The 21,259-nt window shown below is 44.8% G+C and carries 21 protein-coding genes, 1 riboswitch and 1 other annotated feature; of the genes, 17 read left to right on the forward strand and 4 right to left on the reverse strand.

Annotated features, from left to right (window positions below; all coding sequences use genetic code 11):
* Positions 1 to 172 precede the first annotated feature (172 nt).
* The 9 genes from htpX (at position 173) to ATB78_RS05770 (ending at position 7,397) form a co-directional block, all read left to right on the forward strand.
* Positions 173 to 1,042 carry a protease HtpX gene (gene htpX / locus ATB78_RS05730; protein WP_009705745.1) on the forward strand — a complete coding sequence of 290 codons (870 nt, stop codon included), beginning with the start codon at positions 173 to 175 and terminating at the stop codon, positions 1,040 to 1,042.
* 212 nt (positions 1,043 to 1,254) lie between these two features.
* Positions 1,255 to 1,674, forward strand: a complete 420-nt coding sequence (locus ATB78_RS05735) for a nuclear transport factor 2 family protein (protein ID WP_005437198.1) — start codon at positions 1,255 to 1,257, stop codon at positions 1,672 to 1,674.
* Positions 1,671 to 2,396: an SDR family oxidoreductase gene (locus ATB78_RS05740; RefSeq protein ID WP_061008069.1), complete on the forward strand. Its 726-nt coding sequence runs from the start codon at positions 1,671 to 1,673 to the stop codon at positions 2,394 to 2,396. Before ATB78_RS05735 ends, ATB78_RS05740 begins: the two co-directional genes overlap by 4 nt.
* 12 nt (positions 2,397 to 2,408) lie before the next feature.
* Positions 2,409 to 3,719: an NAD(P)/FAD-dependent oxidoreductase gene (locus ATB78_RS05745; protein WP_061008070.1), complete on the forward strand. Its 1,311-nt coding sequence runs from the start codon at positions 2,409 to 2,411 to the stop codon at positions 3,717 to 3,719.
* A 1-nt stretch (position 3,720) separates the two neighbouring features.
* The gene (locus ATB78_RS05750) at positions 3,721 to 4,539 is read left to right on the forward strand and encodes a DUF1365 family protein (RefSeq protein ID WP_061008071.1); all 819 of its coding nucleotides are present in this window, start codon (positions 3,721 to 3,723) and stop codon (positions 4,537 to 4,539) included.
* Entirely contained in the window at positions 4,533 to 5,789 is a 1,257-nt protein-coding gene (locus ATB78_RS05755; RefSeq protein WP_061008072.1) for a cyclopropane-fatty-acyl-phospholipid synthase family protein, read from the forward strand. The genes ATB78_RS05750 and ATB78_RS05755 overlap by 7 nt, the downstream gene beginning before the upstream one ends.
* 6 nt (positions 5,790 to 5,795) lie before the next feature.
* The gene (locus ATB78_RS05760) at positions 5,796 to 6,308 is read left to right on the forward strand and encodes a DUF2878 domain-containing protein (RefSeq protein WP_061008073.1); all 513 of its coding nucleotides are present in this window, start codon (positions 5,796 to 5,798) and stop codon (positions 6,306 to 6,308) included.
* Positions 6,268 to 6,861, forward strand: coding sequence for a chalcone isomerase family protein (locus tag ATB78_RS05765; protein ID WP_061008074.1), 594 nt, complete (start codon positions 6,268 to 6,270; stop codon positions 6,859 to 6,861). Before ATB78_RS05760 ends, ATB78_RS05765 begins: the two co-directional genes overlap by 41 nt.
* Before the next feature lie 17 nt (positions 6,862 to 6,878).
* Positions 6,879 to 7,397 carry a DUF3833 domain-containing protein gene (locus tag ATB78_RS05770; protein WP_045478699.1) on the forward strand — a complete coding sequence of 173 codons (519 nt, stop codon included), beginning with the start codon at positions 6,879 to 6,881 and terminating at the stop codon, positions 7,395 to 7,397.
* 262 nt (positions 7,398 to 7,659) lie between these two features.
* On the opposite strand, the gene purB is transcribed toward ATB78_RS05770, so the two are convergent.
* From purB to mnmA, 3 genes are all read right to left on the reverse strand, one after another.
* Positions 7,660 to 9,030, reverse strand: coding sequence for an adenylosuccinate lyase (gene purB, locus ATB78_RS05775; protein WP_005378198.1), 1,371 nt, complete (start codon positions 9,028 to 9,030; stop codon positions 7,660 to 7,662).
* A 153-nt stretch (positions 9,031 to 9,183) separates the two neighbouring features.
* Positions 9,184 to 9,801, reverse strand: coding sequence for a high frequency lysogenization protein HflD (gene hflD / locus ATB78_RS05780; protein ID WP_045478697.1), 618 nt, complete (start codon positions 9,799 to 9,801; stop codon positions 9,184 to 9,186).
* A gap of 10 nt (positions 9,802 to 9,811) precedes the next feature.
* Complete coding sequence (gene mnmA, locus ATB78_RS05785) at positions 9,812 to 10,936, reverse strand: tRNA 2-thiouridine(34) synthase MnmA (protein WP_009705752.1); 1,125 nt, start codon at positions 10,934 to 10,936, stop codon at positions 9,812 to 9,814.
* A 190-nt stretch (positions 10,937 to 11,126) separates the two neighbouring features.
* On the opposite strand from mnmA, the gene ATB78_RS05790 reads away from it, so the two are divergent.
* Positions 11,127 to 11,396, forward strand: coding sequence for a hypothetical protein (locus tag ATB78_RS05790; RefSeq protein WP_005437209.1), 270 nt, complete (start codon positions 11,127 to 11,129; stop codon positions 11,394 to 11,396).
* Between the two features lie 116 nt (positions 11,397 to 11,512).
* Positions 11,513 to 12,817: an inosine/guanosine kinase gene (locus ATB78_RS05795; protein WP_061008075.1), complete on the forward strand. Its 1,305-nt coding sequence runs from the start codon at positions 11,513 to 11,515 to the stop codon at positions 12,815 to 12,817.
* 135 nt (positions 12,818 to 12,952) lie between these two features.
* Here the strand turns inward: ATB78_RS05795 and ATB78_RS05800 are convergent, their stop codons facing one another.
* The gene (locus tag ATB78_RS05800; protein ID WP_005437211.1) at positions 12,953 to 13,360 is read right to left on the reverse strand and encodes an H-NS family nucleoid-associated regulatory protein; all 408 of its coding nucleotides are present in this window, start codon (positions 13,358 to 13,360) and stop codon (positions 12,953 to 12,955) included.
* A 601-nt stretch (positions 13,361 to 13,961) separates the two neighbouring features.
* Positions 13,962 to 14,142: riboswitch (Lysine riboswitch) on the forward strand.
* A gap of 109 nt (positions 14,143 to 14,251) precedes the next feature.
* Here ATB78_RS05800 and tet(35) point away from each other — a divergent pair.
* From tet(35) to hisH, 6 genes are all read left to right on the forward strand, one after another.
* A complete protein-coding gene (gene tet(35), locus ATB78_RS05805; protein WP_061008076.1) occupies positions 14,252 to 15,853 on the forward strand; it encodes a tetracycline efflux Na+/H+ antiporter family transporter Tet(35) in 1,602 nt (533 codons plus the stop codon).
* A 180-nt stretch (positions 15,854 to 16,033) separates the two neighbouring features.
* Positions 16,034 to 16,172: a sequence feature (His leader region), on the forward strand.
* A 53-nt stretch (positions 16,173 to 16,225) separates the two neighbouring features.
* Positions 16,226 to 17,122 carry an ATP phosphoribosyltransferase gene (hisG, locus tag ATB78_RS05810; RefSeq protein WP_020196974.1) on the forward strand — a complete coding sequence of 299 codons (897 nt, stop codon included), beginning with the start codon at positions 16,226 to 16,228 and terminating at the stop codon, positions 17,120 to 17,122.
* A gap of 5 nt (positions 17,123 to 17,127) precedes the next feature.
* The gene (gene hisD / locus ATB78_RS05815) at positions 17,128 to 18,420 is read left to right on the forward strand and encodes a histidinol dehydrogenase (protein WP_061008077.1); all 1,293 of its coding nucleotides are present in this window, start codon (positions 17,128 to 17,130) and stop codon (positions 18,418 to 18,420) included.
* A gap of 12 nt (positions 18,421 to 18,432) precedes the next feature.
* The gene (hisC, locus tag ATB78_RS05820; RefSeq protein WP_061008078.1) at positions 18,433 to 19,473 is read left to right on the forward strand and encodes a histidinol-phosphate transaminase; all 1,041 of its coding nucleotides are present in this window, start codon (positions 18,433 to 18,435) and stop codon (positions 19,471 to 19,473) included.
* A gap of 70 nt (positions 19,474 to 19,543) precedes the next feature.
* Positions 19,544 to 20,617, forward strand: a complete 1,074-nt coding sequence (hisB, locus tag ATB78_RS05825; protein ID WP_020196971.1) for a bifunctional histidinol-phosphatase/imidazoleglycerol-phosphate dehydratase HisB — start codon at positions 19,544 to 19,546, stop codon at positions 20,615 to 20,617.
* A gap of 26 nt (positions 20,618 to 20,643) precedes the next feature.
* Complete coding sequence (gene hisH / locus ATB78_RS05830; RefSeq protein WP_005389830.1) at positions 20,644 to 21,258, forward strand: imidazole glycerol phosphate synthase subunit HisH; 615 nt, start codon at positions 20,644 to 20,646, stop codon at positions 21,256 to 21,258.
* Position 21,259: the final 1 nt, after the last annotated feature.

Consider the following 21,259-nt stretch of genomic DNA (forward strand, 5'->3'; position numbering starts at 1 on the left):
TATTTCAGTCTCGAAAACAAATGTTGCAATTTATTGCTTAACCTTGTTTTTAACGCGGATAGACTATATCTATAACGCAACAGAGCTTGAATCTAGCGAAATCGCCTCGTAGAGTTCTGTTTCATATAACAACCGTTTTTATAAAAACGATAAGCTTCCTCGGAGAAAAGTAATGAAGCGAATTATGTTATTCCTAGCAACTAACCTAGCAGTCGTGCTAGTGCTTAGTGTTGTTCTGAATATTGTTTACGCTGTAACTGGAATGCAGCCAGGCAGCCTGTCTGGTCTACTACTGATGGCAGCAGTGTTTGGTTTTGGTGGCGCATTCATCTCGCTAATGATGTCCAAGAGCATGGCACTACGCTCGGTAGGCGGCATGGTGATTGAGAGCCCACGTAACGAAACTGAACATTGGCTTCTAGAAACAGTTGGTCGCCAAGCTCAACAAGCGGGCATCGGTATGCCAACCGTCGCTATTTATGATGCGGCAGACATCAACGCATTTGCAACCGGTGCTAAGCGTGATGATTCGCTAGTTGCAGTATCTACTGGTCTTTTACACAACATGACGCGTGATGAAGCAGAAGCGGTACTTGCGCATGAGGTTAGCCACATCGCTAACGGTGATATGGTGACCATGACGCTAATGCAAGGTGTCGTGAATACCTTCGTTATCTTCCTATCTCGTTTCATTGCTAACATTGTTGCTTCGAATGACGATGAGGAAGGCCAAGGCACAAACATGATGGTTTACTTCGGTGTGTCTATGGTGCTTGAACTGGTATTTGGTTTCCTAGCTAGCTTCCTGACTATGTGGTACAGCCGTCATCGCGAATTCCACGCTGATGCGGGCGCAGCGCATCTTGTGGGTAAAGAGAAGATGATCGCGGCGCTTGAGCGTTTGAAGATGAGCCACGAATCTCAACTGGATGGCACTATGATGGCGTTTGGTATCAACGGTAAGCGTTCGATGACTGAGCTTCTAATGAGCCACCCACCGCTAGATAAGCGTATTGCGGCACTACGTAGCCAACAGTACTAATCATTCAGCAAATAAATAGTTAATCTCCTGAAAAGGCTTGGTTTTTTGACCAAGCCTTTTTTTGTATCTATTGATCTCTACCGCACTCCATCACGTATCACTCTACAGAAACAAAGTTATACAAAAATATTTTTGTACAACTTTTCATGATTGGTCTATCTTGTACATATAATAATTTTGTACAACTGTTGAAGTAGTATAGGAGCATAGAAATGGACATTCATTCAGTTGGCAACATATATCAAAAGCTGAGCAAAGCGAATTTGCACTTGCTTGAAGGGGTATACCACCAGGATGTGGTTTTTGAAGATGCTGCTCATCGTCTAGAGGGCTGGCCTGCGCTTTCCGATTATTTTCAATCGCTCTACACCAACGTTATCCGTTGTGATTTTATCATTCACGATCATCAACAAGTGGGCGAGACAGGGTTTCTTACTTGGACCATGGATTTACAGCACCCAAAACTACAGAAAGGCGCGCCGATTTCAGTAAATGGTGTTTCTCATCTCAAGTTCAGTGAAGGGCAGGTTATCTACCATCGAGACTATTTCGATTTAGGAGAGATGCTGTATGAAAACCTTCCTCTACTTGGCTCTGTCGTTAGAACCATTAAGCAGAGGCTAGGACAATGAGCGGTTCAGTTCTTATCACTGGCGCAACGTCTGGCATTGGTAAGCAGCTCGCTTTGGATTACGCCAGTAAAGGTTGGAAAGTGATTGCGTGCGGCCGCAACGAAGCGGTGTTGGCTGAGTTAGAAGCTGCGTCGACCAACATCTCGACATTACGCTTCGATGTGACTCAGTACGATGAAACGATTCAAGCGCTTTCACAACTGCCGTTCACTCCTGAAACTTGGATCTTTAACGCTGGCGACTGTGAATATATGGACGACGGCATAGTGGATGCGAAACTCATGGCGCGTGTCATGAACGTTAACGTTGTAGGTGTGGCGAATTGTGTTGAAGCGTGTCAGGGGCGGTTTGAACGTGGGCATCGCGTTGTAATTGTCGGGTCAATCGCATCAGAGGTGGCATTACCTCGTGCAGAAGCCTATGGCGCGTCCAAAGCGGCAGTCAGCTATTTTGCCCGCACACTAGCCGTCGACTTGAAAAAGAAAGGCATCAAAGTCGTGACAGTGTTTCCTGGCTTTGTTGAAACGCCACTCACAGATAAGAACACCTTTGATATGCCGATGATTGTTACCGCCAATCAGGCCTCGGCTGCCATCCGAAAACAATTGGATGCCAACAAAAACCATATTTATTTCCCAGCGAGATTTACCGGAATTTTACGTTTTATCTCGTTGCTTCCATACAGCTGGCAAGCTCGGCTAACCGCAAAACTCGTATCATAAGAAGGAAGAAGCATGAACACGGCAGGAAGAAAGAAAATCGCCATCGTTGGAACGGGTATCTCTGGCCTTACTTGTGGCTATTACTTGCATAAAGAACATGACGTAACGCTGTTTGAAGCGAATGATTACATTGGCGGCCACACTGCAACCGTTGATGTCAGCCTTGATGGCAAAGAGTATGCAATCGACACTGGGTTTATCGTTTATAACGATCGTACGTACCCAAACTTTATCAAAATGATGAACGAGATTGGCGTTGAAGGTCTGCCGACTCAAATGAGCTTCAGTGTCAGAAATGATGGGAACGGGTTAGAGTACAACGGCCATACCGTGTCGACATTGTTTGCTCAAAAACGTAACTGGGCAAACCCTAAGTTCTATCGCTTTATTTTCGAGATCTTGCGTTTTAATAAACTTGCAAAACGCTTTGCCAACGAGCCATCAACGCAATCTCAAACGCTAGGCGCTTTTCTTGATGAGCACAAATTCAGTGCATTCTTTTCTGACAATTATATTTTGCCAATGGGCGCTGCGATTTGGTCGTCGACTTTAGCGGATATGCGCGCGTTTCCGCTCATGTTCTTCTTGCGCTTCTTCCTCAACCACGGTTTGTTGGATGTGACTAACCGACCACAATGGTATGTGATTAAAGGTGGTTCACGCTCTTACATTCCACCATTGACCAAAGGTTTTGCCGAGAATATTCGTCTAAACAGCCCTGTCGAAAAAGTGATTCGCAACGAAAAGGGCGTTGGCGTTCAAGTTCTCGGAGAAACACATTGGTTTGATGACGTGATCTTCGCTTGTCACAGCGATCAAGCAATGCGAATGCTAGAGGATATCAGCCCAATTGAGCAGGAAATATTGGGGGATATGACGTACCAAGCTAATGAAGTTGTTCTTCATACCGATACCGGTCTATTGCCAAAACGCAAGGCGGCGTGGGCATCTTGGAACTACCTTTTGGAAGGCAGCGAAGACGAGCAACAACGTCTTCCTTCGCTCACTTACAATATGAACATCCTTCAGCACGTTCAATCAGAACATACATTTTGCGTAACGTTGAACAGCACCAATCAAATCAACCCAAACAAGATTCTGCGCTCATTTATTTATCATCATCCTGTATTTACTACGGAGTCGATAGCAGCGCAGCAGCGCAAAGACGAAGTTCAAGGTAAACAGAGCACATGGTTCTGCGGCGCTTATTGGTACAACGGTTTCCATGAAGATGGTGTGCGCAGCGCGATTGACGTAGTTAAGGGATTAGAAGAAAAGTATCGCGAACAAAATGTGGTTCCTTTTGAAAAAGGCGCGGCGTGATATGGATAGCCAGATGAACAGCCGACTGTTTATAGGAAATGTTCGCCACCGTCGATTCACGCCTGTGAATCATGAGTTGAACTACTCATTGTTTATGCCTGCCATTGATGTCGATGAGCTTGATGCTTTAGAGAAAAAAGTATGGGGCTTTGGTTCGCGGTGGTGGCATTGGGCACGCTTCAAGCGCAGTGATTACATCGGCGAAGGTAGTGTTAAGTCGGCAGTGCAGAACAAAGTTGAAGAACTGACCGGTGTTCGCTGTACTGGCAAAGTCGTCGCAGTTTGTCACCTGAGATATTTAGGGCTGTATTTCAGTCCAGTTAATTTCTACTACGTTTATAACAAGGAAGGTGAATGGAAATACCTCCTAGCAGAGGTGAGCAATACCCCTTGGAATGAACGACATTATTACGCGGTATCGGCAGACAAAGAAGACAAGGAATTTGGTTGGGAGCAAGATAAAGCGTTCCACGTCTCACCATTTAATCCAGTTGACCAACTCTATCGTTGGAAAGTTAAACCTCTGACAGACAAGTTGAATATTCATCTTGAATGTCACAAAGGGGAAAAACACTTCGATGCGACGATGGCAATGAAAGCCAAACCGCTTTCAAGCAAAACCTTATTGAAATGCTTGATCGTTACGCCAATTCAAACGGTAAAAGTAATGGTCGGTATCTATTGGCACGCTCTCAAACTATGGCTTAAAGGCGCGCCGTTTTACTCACACCCTAAATACGTTCAACTTGAAACGACAGAACCTGAGCAAGTGAGTAAAGAAGAAAAGAATAATAAGCACAAGGAGAACTCTGCATGTTAAATACGACTTCTATGGCAATGCCGCGTGAATTAACGACGACTCAAAAAGCGGCTCGTGGAGTTCTTTTCCAGTGTCTGCAAAAAATGGAAATCGGGTGTCTAACGGTGATTGAAAGCTTCAAGACCGAGACGACGGAGCGCAGTGAGCGCTTTTCAACCCCGAACGGGGACTACAATGGCGAACCTGTGGTGGCAACCATTGAAGTGAAGCATCCTGGGTTTTATTCGCGTCTATTGCAAGGTGGCAGTATTGCCGCAGGCGAAGCTTACATGGACGGCTGGTGGGACAGTCCAGATTTGACGGCTCTAATGAAGCTGATGGCGCTTAACTTACGTGCGCTCGACAAGCTGGAAGAGCAGGGCAGTTGGCTTACTAAGCTGCTGTACAAGTTCAGCCATTGGTCCAACAGAAACTCTGAAGAGAACTCGCGTAAAAACATACATGCCCATTACGATTTGGGTAACAACCTTTATGAAGCGTTCCTTGATACCAATATGTTGTACTCATCGGCGCTTTACAATAATGCGGATGACTCTCTAGAGCAGGCTCAAATCAACAAAATGGATCGTCTATGTCAGCAACTTGAGCTGAAGCCTACTGATCATGTTGTTGAAATTGGCACTGGGTGGGGCGCTATGGCGATTTATATGGCCGAACAATACGGCTGTCAGGTTACCACAACAACGATATCTGAAGAGCAGCACGCGTACGCAGAGCAGAAGATCAAAGAGCGTGGCTTAGAAGACAAAATCACTCTACTCAAAGAAGATTACCGCAACCTAACCGGTACTTACGACAAGCTTGTTTCTATTGAAATGATTGAAGCCGTGGGTAAACAATTCCTGCCTTCGTACATTAAGGTTTGTGAGTCTTTGCTGAGGTCTGGTGGTTTGATGGCGATTCAAGCGATTACGATTGCCGACCAACGTTATGATTACTACAGTAACAACGTCGACTTCATTCAGAAGTACATTTTCCCTGGCGGCTTTTTACCTTCTGTAACCTCACTCACTCAAGCAACAACAAAGTACAGTGACTTAGTGACGCGAGACTTGTTCGATATTGGTTTGGACTACGCCAAGACGCTGAACGAATGGCACCTACGTTTTAATCGAGCAGAGAGTGAAGTGCGCTCATTTGGCTACGACGACCGCTTTGTACGTATGTGGCGCTACTATTTGAGCTACTGTGAAGGTGGCTTTTTGGCTCGCACGATCAGTGCCGTTCACATGACATTTCAACGCCCGTAGTTCGTTATGAAGGTATTTCTTGCTTCGACATGGTTCCAACTCTGCTGGTTTGCTGCAGTGCTTGGAACCTATCAAGGGCAATGGGTGACGTTATTCCTTACTTTGGCAACCATACTGTATTGTCTAAAAACCGACGCATCTTCGCTCAAAAGTATTGGTGTGATCGTCACGGTCGGGCTCGTGCTTGATACGCTCAATCAACAACTCTCTGTCTTTGTCTTTCCAACCCCGTGGCTGCCTGTCTGGTTAATATGCTTGTGGGTTTTGTTTTCTTGGTATGCCTATCAACTTAAGTCAATTTTGTACCGTTTCCCAAAAACCTACGTATCAATAGTAGGCGGACTCGGAGGAACAGCGAGCTACTTTGCTGGCTATAAGCTCCAAGCCGTTGAATTTGGATTTAGCGTTGGCACCACTCTCATGCTCTTATTTGTCGAATGGTGCGCAATGATGCTCTTGATACTCAAGGTGTACGGAAATGAAAAGCTTGAAGAGAAATTGGAAACGGAAGCTGACTAGCAGTGTAATGGTCGCCTCCTTGTTCTGTGCGGTGCCTTTGCAAGCTCAGAATGTCGCGGGTTCTAGTATCACAACAGACACGAGCAGTTGGCAACAATGGCAGACGGTGGGTGAAGCTCAGCTCACGTGGTTTATTTTTGACATTTACAAGTCTCGTTTAAAAACGCCCGACGGGCAATATCAAGTGTCTGGTGACGTGTCACCACATCCTTTTGCGTTGGAGATTAACTACCAGCGCGATATAAGCAAGGAACAGCTCTTGGATGTTACTGATGAACAATGGCAGAAACTGGGATTTACTCAGGCCTATCGTCAGCAGTGGATTTCTGAATTGAACACGATGTTCCCTGATATCAAGAAAGGCGACGAGCTTACTTACCTCACCGATGGTAAAAACGGCCAGCTTATTTACCGCCAAGCAGGCAGCAAGCCTTACCAAACCGTTGGCTACGTTAAAGATGAGCGCCTCAATGATGCATTCCTTTCTATTTGGCTGTCGCCACAAACAGAATTTCCCAAACTTCGTAAACAACTGATAGGGCAGGTAAGGTAGTGAAATTACTAAAACGAATGCTCAAAGCGCCCTTGATTGCGGCGGTAACGCTGCTCAGCGCGTGCTCTGCTGACATTGATAATTACCAAGCGTCATCGCCAGCGTTTGACCTGTTTGGCTATTTCGAAGGTGACGTCAAGGCATGGGGAATGGTGCAGGACTACACCGAGAAACAAACTCGTCGGTTTGAAGTCGATATTGTCGGCACGGTTGAAGGCAACGAACTAACGCTGGTGGAAGACTTTGTATTTGATGATGGCGAGCTAGACCAGCGTATATGGGTCATTACCAGACTCGAAGACGGCACTTATCAAGGTAAAGCGGACGACATCATCGGTGTTGCGACCGGTAAAGAGATAGGTAATGCGCTGCAATGGCAATACGACTTCGAGTTAAAGATGGATGACTCAACCATCACGGTATCGTTCGATGACTGGCTTTACCGCCAAGATGACATGCACGTGTTTAATCTCACCAAGATTAAGAAGTTTGGCGTTGAAGTCGGGACGATTACTCTTTTCTTTCAGAGGCAATAGAAATAAAGAATCGAGATTTGGGAGCGCTTCGCTTTAGGAATCGTGAGTGGGGCGTTGAAGGTTTAATGAAGGGAAGTTGAGTTTAGAAAGTGTTGATAGCAATCGCCACCTAATCTTTTATCCCGAATCTTAGTGTTCCATAGGGCAAAGCCCGTTCCCATAAAAAGAAAGGGTTGACGCTTTCACGTCAACCCTCAAAATTATCCGATTCTCGATTCTCGATTCTCGATTCTCGATTCTCGATTCTCGATTCTCGATTCTCTTACAGCTTATCTGTCAGCTCGATTGCTTGACCGATGTAGTTCGCTGGTGTCATCTCTTTCAGACGTGCTTTCTCGTGCTCAGGAAGCTCAAGGCCGTCGATGAAGTTACGCATTGCTTCGCCGTCTACACGCTTACCACGAGTTAGCTCTTTTAGCTTCTCGTATGGCTTCTCGATACCGTAACGACGCATTACTGTTTGTACTGGCTCTGCTAGTACTTCCCAGTTCTTGTCTAGTTCAGCAAGAAGCGCTTCACGGTTTACTTCTAGCTTGCTGATGCCTTTAAGCGTAGAAGTGTAAGCGATGATTGCGTAGCCAACACCAACACCAAGGTTACGTAGAACTGTTGAGTCAGTAAGGTCACGCTGCCAACGAGAGATAGGCAGTTTCTGTGCAAGGTGGCCGAATACAGCGTTCGCAAGACCTAGGTTACCCTCTGAGTTTTCAAAGTCGATTGGGTTAACTTTGTGAGGCATTGTTGAAGAACCGATCTCACCAGCAATAGTTTTTTGCTTGAAGTGGCCTAGTGCAATGTAACCCCAAACATCACGGTCGAAGTCAATCAGGATAGTGTTGAAACGAGCGATAGCGTCGAACAGTTCAGCGATGTAATCGTGCGGTTCGATTTGAGTTGTGTAAGGGTTCCAAGTTACGCCTAGAGACTCAGTGATGAATTCTTCAGAGAACTTGTGCCAATCTAGCTCTGGGTAAGCAGAAAGGTGTGCGTTGTAGTTACCTACTGCACCGTTGATTTTCGCTAGGATCTCAACGTTTTCGATTTGCTTGAATTGACGCTCCATACGGTACGCCACGTTTGCCATTTCTTTACCCATAGTAGATGGAGAAGCTGGCTGACCGTGTGTACGAGATAGAAGAGGAATGTCGCGGTATTCCACTGCTAGCGCTTTGATAGCGTCGATTAGGTTACGGATTTCTGGAAGAATCACGTTCTCACGCGCTTCTTTAAGCATTAGAGCGTGTGATGTGTTGTTGATGTCTTCAGAAGTACATGCGAAGTGGAAGAACTCGTTTACTGCGTGCAGTTCAGGAACGTCTGCTACTTTCTCTTTTAGGAAGTACTCAACCGCTTTTACGTCGTGGTTAGTTGTACGCTCGATCTCTTTGATACGGCGTGCATCTTCTTCAGAGAAGTTTGCAGCAAGGTCGTCTAGGAATTGGTTTGCTTCAGCGCTAAACGCTGGCACTTCTGCAATTTCAGCAGTAGCAGCAAGCTTTTGTAGCCAGCGGATTTCAACGATAGTACGGTACTTTAGTAGACCGTATTCACTGAAAATTTCGCGTAACGCAATTGTCTTGCTTCCGTAACGGCCGTCTACTGGTGAAACAGCAGTCAATGCTGACAGTTCCATGATGTTCTCCTGAATTGGGTTTCTAAATTTCGTGAGCTTTATACCAATAACTGTGGCAATTGTCACGAATATTGCGCAAACGTTTGCGCGAGATTTGTTTTGGTCGAAAAAAATGAGCTCGCGATAAACGCGAGCTGCTTACTTGATACCTTATTACATTCGAGCAAGAAGGATTTGTGCTTGCTCTACCATCTTCTTGCGTCCGAAAATAAGGTGGCGACGCTTGCCGCCAACTTGACGCCAGAGTACTGCGCTACGAATACCCGATAACAACAGCGCACGAACTTTGTGCTGGTTAGAGGTTTGTTGCAGTACCGATGGAGTACCAGTTACTTGAATACGAGGACCAATAGGGCTGACTACATCCAAGTAAATGCTTGCTAGGTTGCTGATCATTTGATCATCTAGCAATTCAAAATGTTCCGTTTGACGCTGAGCCATTTGAATGCGGTCACCAAGTTGTGACATTGCATCGTTACGACCCGATAGCTTGCGCTCTAATGCCATTAGGCTGATGATGTAGCGAGTGACTTCACTTCCCGATGGGGTGCTATCAATCCCTTTCACCAAGCATTCAAGACCCAGCTTAAGGTCGGCCTCACGGCCGAAAACACCGACGGTGTTCGCTGGGCTAGTATTCAAAATGGCGTTAATTGACGTTTCAAAGGCATCTTGATCACAATGTCCGTTTCTCGCTACCTGTTGAACTAAGGCAACAGCTTGGCAGATACCTGCAAAAGCGATAGTACGGTCATAAAGTGTATTCGCCACGTAACGACTCCTAAGCTTGAGAATATTTAATGCGTTGCTCGATGATGCCGCCACCTAGGCACACGTCATCTTTGTAGAACACTGCTGATTGACCTGGAGTTACAGCAATTTGTGGCTCATCAAAGATCACTTTAATGTTTTCATCATCGATAGGGATGATTGTACAAGGAATATCTTCCTGACGGTAACGAGTTTTCACTGTGCACTTCATAACATCGCGAATTGGCTCACGATCTACCCAGTGAAGTTGTGATGCAAGTAGACCTTCTGATTTCAACATTGGATGGTCTTTACCTTGAACGGCAATCAAAACGTTACGCTCTAGGTCTTTCTCACCAACGAACCATGGGTCTTCGTTACCACCGCCACCTTTACGGCCACCGATGTGCAGACCTTTACGCTGACCAAGAGTGTGGTACATCAGGCCTTGATGTTGACCAATCACTTCGCCTTCAGGTGTTTCGATGTTGCCTGGTTGAGCTGGAAGGTAGCGACCTAGGAATTCTGTAAACTTGCGTTCACCGATGAAACAAATACCCGTAGAGTCTTTCTTCTTCGCTGTGATTAGATCTTGCTCTTCCGCAATGCGGCGTACTTCTGGCTTTTCTAGATCACCAACAGGGAATAGGCTACGTGCGATTTGCTCGTTGCTTAATGTGTACAGGAAGTAGCTTTGATCTTTGTTGCCATCGAGACCACGTAGCATTTGTGGTTTTTCACCGTTTTCAGGGAAAGAACGACGCACGTAGTGACCCATTGCAATGTAATCCGCATCAAGCACTTCATCAGCGAACTCTAGGAATGCTTTGAACTTGATTTCTTTGTTACAAAGAATGTCTGGGTTTGGTGTACGACCTGCTTTGTATTCTGCAAGGAAGTACTCAAATACGTTATCCCAGTATTCAGCAGCAAAGTTGATGGTGTGTAGATGAATGCCCAGCTTGTCACATACTGCCTGAGCATCAGCAAGATCTTCTGCTGCTGTACAATACTCTTCGTTGTCATCTTCTTCCCAGTTCTTCATGAACAGGCCTTCTACTTGGTAGCCTTGTTGCTTTAGAAGATACGCAGAAACAGATGAATCAACGCCGCCGGACATACCGACGATGACTTTCTTTTGGCTGTTATCAGACATTACTAAACACCACTAAAATTAACGGGACGCAGATTCTACCAGAATCCACTGACCGGTGACAGATCCGAGATCGAAATCACACTTCGATTTTGGCTTAAATTTATCCAAATGCGAAGGTGAGGATTAAATTCGATAAGTATAGAAGGGTTATATATGGCATAGTTGGCAAAAATCCAAGAGGAAAAAGCAAATGACTGAAGAAAACCAATTTATGCAAGAAAGTGAGTTGATTGAAATTGTTGAAAATCAGCTAGAAGATGGCAATCCGCTCAAAGTAAAAGAAACCCTGATGCGTTTAATGATGACAGGTACACCACGTGAAGATGCGGTTGCTATGATGGCATGTGCAATGTCGATTGAGATTTTTGACGTGATGAAAAACGAAGGTGAATTCAATCTTAAACGCTACAGCGAGCACCTTGATCAATTACCAGATTTGGGTTTCATGGAAGGCGAATAGGCCGATTGAAAGAAAAAAGCAGACTGCAAACGTTTGCTATAATTGCCTTTATTGCTGCTTTAATAACGGCGGTATAGAATCCGTTCTCCTTTTCATCCCTTACTCAGACTAACAATATGAAATTTCCTGGACAACGCAAATCCAAGCACTATTTTCCTGTTCATGCTCGTGACCCATTGGTGAGCCAAGCACAAGAAAGCAAAAAGATGACGCGCACTCACATCATCGGCATTGATCAAACGCTGGTTGATATTGAAGCGAAAGTGACAACGGATGTGATTGAAAAGTACGGTTTGAGTAAAGGACACTCGTTGGTTATTGATGACGCAACAGCAGAAGCTTTGTACCAACAGCTAAAAGCAGAATGCCTTATTACCAATGAGTATGCAGGTGGTACGATCGGTAATACGCTGCACAACTACTCAGTGCTGGCCGATGACCGTTCAACACTTCTGGGCGTAATGAGCCAAGATATCAAAATCGGCAGCTACGGTTACCGCTACCTATGTAACACATCTAGCCGTATGGACCTGAACTACCTACAAGGCGTTGAGGGTGCAATCGGTCGTTGTTTTGCTCTGATTACTGAAGATGGTGAACGTACTTTCGCAATCAGCGAAGGTCAAATGAACCAACTGCACCCAGACAATATTCCTGAGAAGATCTTTAAGAGCGCATCTGCTCTAGTTCTTACTGCATACCTTGTTCGTTGTAAAGAAGGCGACCCAATGCCGGAAGCAACGATGCGTGCTATTGAATACGCGAAGAAGCACGATGTACCAGTGGTATTAACGCTAGGTACTAAATTCGTTATTCAAGATGATCCAACATTCTGGCAAGAATTCATTCGCGACAATGTTTCTGTCGTTGCGATGAACGAAGACGAAGCAGAAGCATTAACGGGCGAGTCTGATCCTCTAGCTGCTTCAGATAAGACGCTTGAGTGGGCTGATCTGGTTCTTTGTACTGCTGGTCCTGTAGGTCTGTTTATGGCGGGTTACACTGAAGAAAGCGCTAAGCGTGAAACTTCATTGCCACTGCTTCCTGGTTCTATTGCTGAATTTAACCGTTTCGAATTTAGCCGTCCTGCTAAGAAAGACTCATGTGAAAATGCAATTAAAGTATATTCACATATCTCTCCATACATGGGTGGCCCTGAAAAAATTAAGAACACTAATGGCGCAGGCGATGCGGCATTGTCTGCGGTTCTTCACGATATGGCAGCAAATAAATACCACAAAGAAAATGTGCCTAACTCAAGTAAGCACAGTAATGAGTATTTAACTTATTCTTCGTTCTCTCAAGTTTGTAAATACGCGAACCGAGCAAGTTACGAAGTGTTAGTGCAGCATTCTCCACGTCTTTCACGTGGTCTTCCTGAGCGTGAAGATAGCTTGGAAGAGGCATACTGGGAACGTTAATTCATTCTGTTGAATTACCCAACTTTGCACATAAGTGAAAAAATGGCGCATTTCGAATGCGCCATTTTTGTATCTATTTATAGATAAATAAAAAGGTTCCCATTGGGAACCTTTTTAAAATTCATAAATCTTTTATTAGATTAGGAAATCGTCTAGAGATTTACCTGCATCAAGTTGCTCTTGGATTGCAGAAGGTGTACGACCTTGACCTGTCCAAGTTTTTTCTTCGCCGCTAACGTCAGTGTATTTGTATTTAGCAGGGCGAGGAGCGCGTTTAGATTTTGCTTTAGTTTTTGTTTCACCAGCAAGTGCGCTAATTAGTGCTTCAACGTCGATACCGTCTTGAGCGATTTGCTCAGCGATAGCAGCTAGTTTTGCTTCTTGCTCAGCTTGTGCTGCGCGGTCTGCTTCTTCTGCTTCTTTACGCTCTTCAACAACGATAGTTAGTTTATCTAGAGCTTCTTCTAACTGTTCTAGAGTCAGCTCACGAGAAAATGCACGAAGGCTACGGATATTTAGAAGTGTTTTAGTCAGCTCTGACATAACGATTCCTATTAATAGGTTAAAAGGTTCGACATTGCTTATCGAGACGATAAATTAAATGCGAAACTAGAATTAAAACATAGAGTCCTTATATTTAACTTTATCTTTCTCATATGTGCAAATGCTAATTCATGATTTAGATTAAATTTCTTTAGTTTTTTCGGTAATCAACAATATTAATTAATCAAATTGAAATCTAATTAGCCATTTCTAACACTTTTTACTTTATAGATACTGTCTTTTTCTCGATCACCATCATGTTTATTTATAGCTTGAATTAAATTTCCATTTTTCTGACAGAAAAGGACGAGCTATCGAATGTTCGTATCGTCATATTTCTTTCATTTATTGTTGCACGTAAAACTATGGCGAATTTAATAGTAGTAATAAAGTTTCATAAACATCAAGGTTGAAGCGATTGCAGTTGCACAATGTATGATTGGATCACATTTCATTTATAAATCAAAAGCTCGATTATTTATTCATTTAATTTAGTTTGATGTGTTGCATTGGGAGGCTTCATAGGTACAATGACTGTCACCTGATGCAATATTGCAGACAATTTGTTGCTAATTTGTACAATTAGCAGTTAAAAGTTTGTTGTTGCCGTAGAGGTGCAGTCTCGAAGAGTAGCTATTATTGGGGTGATGCCAATGAATAATAGTGGAAGGCGAAGATTGCCGAAGTAAGTGGCCTATCGAAACCACTTGCTGGGGTTGTCTCTGAAAGGAACAACACTGCCATAGTATATTTACATTAAACTATGGAGCGCTACTGTAGGGTTGGGTGAAGTGTTCGCTTCCCTGTCGCTAAGTTCAACATGAGCACGTATCGTATGCTACGTGACTTGTCTGCAGTAGATCTCTAGCCAAACTTTGGTTTTTGAAGATCATGAATTTAATAGATTTTGCACATTCTCCTGTTTCGTTATTACCGCCTATTGTCGCGCTGACGCTGGCGATTCTAACTCGACGTGTTTTAGTTTCTCTTGGTGTAGGTATCGTACTTGGTGCGGTTCTACTTAACGATTGGTCTATCGGTAACACGATAGGTTATGTAAGTTCTCAAGTTTCTTCTGTCTTTATTGAAGACGGTGGTATCAACACTTGGAACATGAGTATTGTTGGCTTCCTTATCCTTTTGGGAATGACCACTGCGCTGTTAACACTTTCTGGTGGTACTCGAGCTTTTGCTGAGTGGGCGCAAACACGAGTGAAAAGTAAACGCGGCTCTAAACTTCTTGCAGCCTTCCTTGGCGTGTTCATTTTTGTCGACGATTACTTTAACAGTCTTGCTGTTGGTGCGATCTCTCGCCCAGTGACTGACCGTTTCTATGTGTCTCGCGCTAAACTTGCGTACATCCTTGACTCAACCGCTGCACCAATGTGTGTGATCATGCCTGCTTCTAGTTGGGGTGCTTACATCATTACTATTATCGGCGGCATCTTGGTGTCACACGGTATCACTGAGTACTCTGCTCTTGGTGCTTACGTTCGTCTTATTCCTATGAACTTCTACGCGGTATTTGCTCTACTAATGGTATTTGCAGTGGCGTGGTTTGGTCTAGACATTGGTAAGATGCGTGAGCACGAAATCGCAGCTTCTCAAGGTCGCGGTTTCGACAAAGATAAAGAAAACGATACTCAAGAAGCGCATGAGCTGAACGAAGAGCTAGATATTCGCGAAAGCGAGAAGGGCAAGGTTTCTGACCTAGTACTTCCAATTGTTACGCTTATCATTGCTACAATCGCTTCGATGCTTTACACCGGTGGTCAAGCACTAGCAGCAGATGGTAAAGAATTTGCGCTTCTAGGTGCGTTTGAGAACACAGATGTTGGTACTTCTCTTATTTACGGTAGTTTGCTTGGTCTTGCAGTGGCACTGTTCACTGTAATTAAGCAAGGCATACCAGTGGTAGAGATTGCACGTACGCTTTGGATTGGTGCTAAATCAATGTTTGGTGCAATCCTAATCCTAGTGTTTGCTTGGACTATCGGTTCTGTTATCGGTGACATGAAGACAGGTTCTTACCTATCTACAATGGCACAAGGCAACATTAACCCACACTGGCTACCAGTTATCCTATTCTTGTTATCTGGCCTAATGGCGTTCTCAACAGGTACTTCATGGGGTACGTTCGGCATCATGCTACCAATCGCGGGTGATATGGCTGGCGCAACAGACGTAGCGCTAATGCTACCGATGCTAAGTGCGGTTCTTGCTGGTGCGGTATTCGGTGACCACTGTTCACCAATCTCAGATACGACGATCTTGTCATCGACTGGTGCACGTTGTAACCATATCGATCACGTATCAACTCAGTTACCTTATGCATTATCAGTCGCGCTTGTTTCATGCGTGGGCTTTATTGCTCTTGGTATGACAGCTTCTATTGCGTTCTCTTTCATCGCAGCGTCGATTACATTCGTTATCGTTTGCGCGATTTTGTCATGGCTTTCAAAGTCAAAAATGGCATCTTGCCAGAGTGCGTAATTAACTGAATTAAAAAGTAAAATTATAGGAGGCTTCGGCCTCCTTTTTTATTTGTATTATACAATTCGATTTTTTTTAAAATTAAGGGTTGAAAAAAGTAATCAGCTTAGTTAGTGTGGTTACTAACAAAGCAAATGAGAAGAGCCTTGAAATAAGTATGCGTAATTTTGTAATGAACATTCATCACCATCATCACCCAATTTAGTCTTTCGGGAGATGTACGCATACCCGGGAGATAGGAAACTCCCGGAGGTGAAAATCAAAGTGAAAACAGATTTCAAACCCTCGGGAGACCAAAATCTCTCGAGGGTTTTTTAGTTTTACTGGTTTATAAAATATTTAAATTACCGAATCTGGCACAGGGATAAAGCAATGCAAACACAACGCTTAAGAATTGCAATTCAGAAAAAAGGTCGTCTTAGCAAAGAGAGCCAAGCTCTACTTAAAAAATGCGGCGTGAAATTCAACGTGATGGGTGAGCGCTTAGTTGTTCATTCTGAAAATATGCCAATTGATTTACTTTTGGTTCGTGACGACGATATTCCTGGTCTAATTATGGATGGCGTTGTTGACCTTGGCTTTATTGGTGAAAACGAACTTGAAGAAGTTCGCCTTGATCGTAAGGCGCTTGGCGAGCCATGTGAATTTGTTCCACTTCGTCGTCTAGATTTCGGTGGCTGCCGTTTGTCTATCGCAATCAATAAAGACGAGGAGTACAACGGTCCTCAAGATCTAGCGGGCAAACGTATCGCAACCACATACCCGCAACTGCTAAAAGCTTACATGGATGAAGCGGGCGTTCCTTTCTCAACATGTATGCTGACAGGCTCTGTAGAAGTAGCACCTCGCGCTGGTCTTGCTGATGCGATCGCTGACTTAGTCTCTACTGGTGCAACGTTGGAAGCGAACGGCCTTAAAGAAGCAGAAATCATCTTCAAATCAAAAGCGACACTGATTCAACGCACCGGCGAATTTGATGCAGATAAAGTCGCGCTAATCGAAAAACTTCTGACTCGTATGCAAGGGGTACAGCAAGCAAAAGAGTCTAAGTACATCATGCTACACGCACCAGCTGAGAAGCTAGACCAAATCAAAGCTCTACTTCCTGGCGCAGAAGACCCAACGGTATTACCTCTATCTGCTGACAAGCAAAAAGTTGCGGTTCATTTGGTAAGTACTGAAAACCTGTTCTGGGAAACCATGGAACAGTTAAAGGAACTGGGTGCGAGCTCAATTCTGGTACTACCAATTGAAAAAATGATGGAGTAATCGCAATGAGAACAGTTGTATGGCAATCGCTGAGTGAAACTCAACAAGACTCGATTCTAGAACGTCCGGCAATCGCAGAAGGCGCAAACATCACTGCTGCGGTTTCTGAAGTAATCGCAAAAGTTCGTAAAGAGGGTGATGCTGCATTATTGGAGCTGACTGAGAAGTTTGACCGTGTGAAGCCGGAATCCATTCGTGTATCAGCTCAAGAAATCGATGAGGCGTCTGCTCGCCTTTCTAATAAGATGAAAGGTGCGCTTGAGCAAGCTTATGAAAACATCTCGAAGTTTCACAAAGCACAAAAGCCACAACCAATTAAAGTAGAAACTCAGCCGGGTGTCCTTTGTGAGCAAGTAACACGCCCAATTCAAAAAGTGGGTTTGTACATTCCTGGCGGTAGTGCGCCACTGCCTTCGACTGTTCTAATGCTCGGTGTTCCTGCAAAAATTGCAGGTTGTCGTAAAGTGGTGCTTTGTTCTCCTCCGCCAATCGCTGACGAGATTCTGTACGTAGCAAAACTGTGCGGCATTGATGAAGTGTACAACGTCGGTGGTGGCCAAGCTGTTGCTGCAATGGCTTACGGCACAGAGACTGTATCGAAAGTTGATAAGATCTTTGGTCCAGGTAACGCTTATGTGACAGAAGCAAAACGTCAGGTTAGCAATGATTTCCGCGGTGCTGCGATTGATATGCCTGCAGGGCCGTCAGAAGTGTTAGTGATTGCCGATGAAACCGCAGATGCAGACTTTATTGCTGCGGATCTTTTGAGCCAAGCAGAGCACGGTCCTGATTCTCAAGTGGTACTTGTGACTCCTTCTCCTGTTATTGCGGATCAAGTGACGGATGCGGTTCAACGTCAGCTTAATGAGCTATCTCGTGCGGATATCGCCGAGCAAGCATTGGCTTCAAGCTTGATCATTATTGCCGAGTCTCTTACTCAATCGGTTTCCATCTCGAATTACTACGGTCCTGAGCACTTAATTGTTCAGACTAAGAACCCACGCGAGCTTCTACCTCTATTAGATAACGCAGGTTCTATCTTCCTAGGTGATTGGTCGCCTGAATCAGCAGGTGATTACGCATCGGGCACTAACCACGTTCTTCCTACTTACGGTTACACACGCACATATTCAAGCTTAGGCTTAGCGGACTTTTCGAAACGTATGACGGTTCAAGAACTGTCTGCTGATGGTCTAAAGAACCTTGCACCAACGGTGGTAACCATGGCGGAAGCTGAAGGTTTGGATGCACACAAACGTGCAGTGACGATCCGTGTAGAAAAACTGGCAGCTAAGTAAGAGGATATTGAGATGGAAAAGCTAGCGCGCAAACAAGTCCAACAACTTACCCCTTATATGTCGGCTCGTCGAATTGGTGGTACCGGTGACGTATGGCTAAACGCCAACGAATCGCCATTCAATAATGAATACAAAACAGACTTCGCTCGTCTTAATCGTTACAGCGAATGTCAGCCTAAAGAACTGATTTCTGCTTACGCAGCCTATGCGGGTGTGAAACCAGAGCAAACGCTGACTTCTCGCGGAGCGGATGAAGGTATTGAACTACTGATTCGTGCGTTCTGTGAGCCGGGTGAAGATGCGATTCTTTACTGTCCACCGACCTACGGTATGTACGCCATCAGTGCAGAAACCATCGGTGTAGAGCGTAAAACCGTGCCGCTAACGTCAGATTGGCAACTAGACCTTGCAGGCATCGAAGCTAATCTGGATAACGTGAAACTGGTTTTTGTATGTTCGCCAAACAACCCAACAGGTAACTTGGTTAAGCGTGAGGACATTGTGTCTCTGCTTGAGATGACAAAAGACCGTGCAATTGTGGTGATGGATGAAGCGTACATCGATTTTTGTCCAGAAGCGTCAACGGTAGACCTACTGGCGCAATACCCGAATCTTGCGATTTTGCGTACTCTGTCGAAAGCTTTCGCGCTTGCTGGTCTGCGTTGTGGATTTACGCTTGCGAACGAAGAGCTGATTAATGTACTTCTTAAAGTTATTGCACCATATCCAGTCCCGGTTCCAGTGGCAGAAATTGCGACTCAGGCGCTTTCGGAAGCTGGTTTAGCGCGAGCGAAGTTCCAAGTTCTTGATCTGAATGCAAACCGTGCTTACTTGCAAGTTGGCCTTTCAATGATTCCGGGTTTAGAAGTGTTTGAAGGGTGGGGGAACTACCTATTGGTGAAATTCCCAGATGGCGATGATCTTTTCAAAGCGGCTTGGGATACGGGCATTATTTTGCGTAACTCGCCAATTGAGAGCTGTGTACGTATCAGTGTTGGTAACCGCGACGAGTGTGAAAAAACGCTTGGATTTATTAGAAACTACTACGCATAAGTAGAGACAAATTAATCGCTCTTGCTCAAAAGCGGGAGCGCCAAAAGAATAGCAATAAGGAAGTTCCCGAGTGAGCAAACAACAAAAAATCCTTTTTATTGATCGTGATGGCACCTTAATTGTTGAGCCGCCGATTGATTTTCAAGTAGACCGTTTAGACAAACTAAAACTAGAGCCATTTGTTATCCCAAGCCTGTTGTCGTTGCAGGATGCAGGATACCGTTTAGTGATGGTTACGAACCAAGATGGTTTGGGTACCGACAGCTACCCACAAGCTGATTTTGATGCACCACACAACATGATGATGGAGATCTTTGAATCTCAAGGTGTGAAGTTTGATGACGTGCTGATTTGTCCTCACTTCGATGAAGATAACTGCTCTTGCCGTAAGCCTAAATTGGGCTTGGTAAAAGAGTACCTTCAAGGTGGCAAAGTGGATTTCCAAAACTCTGTTGTGATTGGCGATCGTCAAACCGATCTTCAACTTGCAGAAAACATGGCAATTCGTGGCATTCAATACAACCCAGAAACCATGGGTTGGAAACAGATCTTGAAAGATCTAACGGTGAAGGCACGCGTTGCTGAAGTCATTCGCACCACAAAAGAAACGGACATCAAAGTATTCGTTAATCTTGACGAGCAAGGCGGGAACGATATTTCTACAGGTCTTGGCTTCTTTGACCACATGCTGGATCAAATCGCGACGCACGGTGGATTCCAAATGGTGTGCAAAGTGGAAGGTGACCTGCACATTGATGATCACCACACGGTAGAAGATACCGCTCTTGCGTTGGGTCAAGCGTTGAAAGAAGCACTGGGTGACAAGCGTGGTATTGGTCGCTTTGGCTTTAGCCTTCCAATGGATGAGTGTTTGGCACAATGCGCACTAGACCTATCTGGTCGTCCTTACCTAAAGTTCGACGCGCAATTCAGCCGTGAGCAAGTGGGTGATCTTTCAACAGAGATGGTAGTTCACTTCTTCCGATCTCTGACTGACACCCTAGCGTGTACGCTGCACCTGTCTTCTGCGGGCAACAATGATCACCACATCATTGAAAGCTTGTTTAAAGCGTTTGGTCGTACTTTGCGCCAAGCAATCAAAGTAGAAGGCACTGAGCTACCAAGTAGTAAAGGCGTGCTTTAAGGCTAACCTTAGCAAGGAGAAAAACAGTGACAGAACAGAAAGTTGTCATTATCGATACTGGCTGTGCCAACGTCTCTTCGGTGAAGTTTGCTATTGAACGCCTAGGCTATGACGTAACTATTTCAAAAGATCCGCAAGTCGTATTGTCGGCAGATAAGCTATTCCTACCGGGTGTGGGAACCGCCAGCGAAGCGATGAAGAACCTAGAAGAACGCGATCTTATCAGCTTGGTAAAACAGGTAGAAAAGCCGTTGTTAGGTATCTGTTTAGGTATGCAACTGTTGGGCAAAGTGTCTCAAGAGAAAGGGCAGAAAGCCGACGAGTTGGTTGAGTGTCTTGGGCTTTGTGATGGCGAAGTGAAGCTACTACAAACTGGCGATTTGCCGTTGCCGCACATGGGTTGGAATACAGTGTCAGCAAAAGCAGGTAATCCACTTTTCAAAGGTATTGAAGAAGGTGAGTACTTCTACTTCGTGCACAGCTTTGCAATGCCTGTTGGGGATTACACGATTGCGGAATGCGAGTACGGCAACCCGTTCACAGCAGCAGTACAAAGCGGTAACTACTACGGCGTGCAATTCCACCCTGAGCGTTCTTCAAAAGCGGGCGCGAAGCTTATTCAAAACTTCTTAGAATTATAAA

The sequence above is a fragment of the Vibrio sp. CUB2 genome, from assembly GCF_001557945.1.
Lineage (GTDB): Bacteria > Pseudomonadota > Gammaproteobacteria > Enterobacterales > Vibrionaceae > Vibrio > Vibrio owensii.

Excerpts from the sequence above, each read along its gene's own strand:
- htpX (WP_009705745.1), top strand. The coding sequence starts at position 173 with ATGAAGCGAATTATGTTATTCCTAGCAACTAACCTAGCAGTCGTGCTA.
- ATB78_RS05735 (WP_005437198.1), top strand. The coding sequence starts at position 1,255 with ATGGACATTCATTCAGTTGGCAACATATATCAAAAGCTGAGCAAAGCG.
- ATB78_RS05740 (WP_061008069.1), top strand. The coding sequence starts at position 1,671 with ATGAGCGGTTCAGTTCTTATCACTGGCGCAACGTCTGGCATTGGTAAG.
- ATB78_RS05745 (WP_061008070.1), top strand. The coding sequence starts at position 2,409 with ATGAACACGGCAGGAAGAAAGAAAATCGCCATCGTTGGAACGGGTATC.
- ATB78_RS05750 (WP_061008071.1), top strand. The coding sequence starts at position 3,721 with ATGGATAGCCAGATGAACAGCCGACTGTTTATAGGAAATGTTCGCCAC.
- ATB78_RS05755 (WP_061008072.1), top strand. The coding sequence starts at position 4,533 with ATGTTAAATACGACTTCTATGGCAATGCCGCGTGAATTAACGACGACT.
- ATB78_RS05760 (WP_061008073.1), top strand. The coding sequence starts at position 5,796 with ATGAAGGTATTTCTTGCTTCGACATGGTTCCAACTCTGCTGGTTTGCT.
- ATB78_RS05765 (WP_061008074.1), top strand. The coding sequence starts at position 6,268 with ATGAAAAGCTTGAAGAGAAATTGGAAACGGAAGCTGACTAGCAGTGTA.
- ATB78_RS05770 (WP_045478699.1), top strand. The coding sequence starts at position 6,879 with ATGCTCAAAGCGCCCTTGATTGCGGCGGTAACGCTGCTCAGCGCGTGC.
- purB (WP_005378198.1), bottom strand. The coding sequence starts at position 9,030 with ATGGAACTGTCAGCATTGACTGCTGTTTCACCAGTAGACGGCCGTTAC.
- mnmA (WP_009705752.1), bottom strand. The coding sequence starts at position 10,936 with ATGTCTGATAACAGCCAAAAGAAAGTCATCGTCGGTATGTCCGGCGGC.
- ATB78_RS05790 (WP_005437209.1), top strand. The coding sequence starts at position 11,127 with ATGACTGAAGAAAACCAATTTATGCAAGAAAGTGAGTTGATTGAAATT.
- ATB78_RS05795 (WP_061008075.1), top strand. The coding sequence starts at position 11,513 with ATGAAATTTCCTGGACAACGCAAATCCAAGCACTATTTTCCTGTTCAT.
- ATB78_RS05800 (WP_005437211.1), bottom strand. The coding sequence starts at position 13,360 with ATGTCAGAGCTGACTAAAACACTTCTAAATATCCGTAGCCTTCGTGCA.
- hisG (WP_020196974.1), top strand. The coding sequence starts at position 16,226 with ATGCAAACACAACGCTTAAGAATTGCAATTCAGAAAAAAGGTCGTCTT.
- hisD (WP_061008077.1), top strand. The coding sequence starts at position 17,128 with ATGAGAACAGTTGTATGGCAATCGCTGAGTGAAACTCAACAAGACTCG.
- hisC (WP_061008078.1), top strand. The coding sequence starts at position 18,433 with ATGGAAAAGCTAGCGCGCAAACAAGTCCAACAACTTACCCCTTATATG.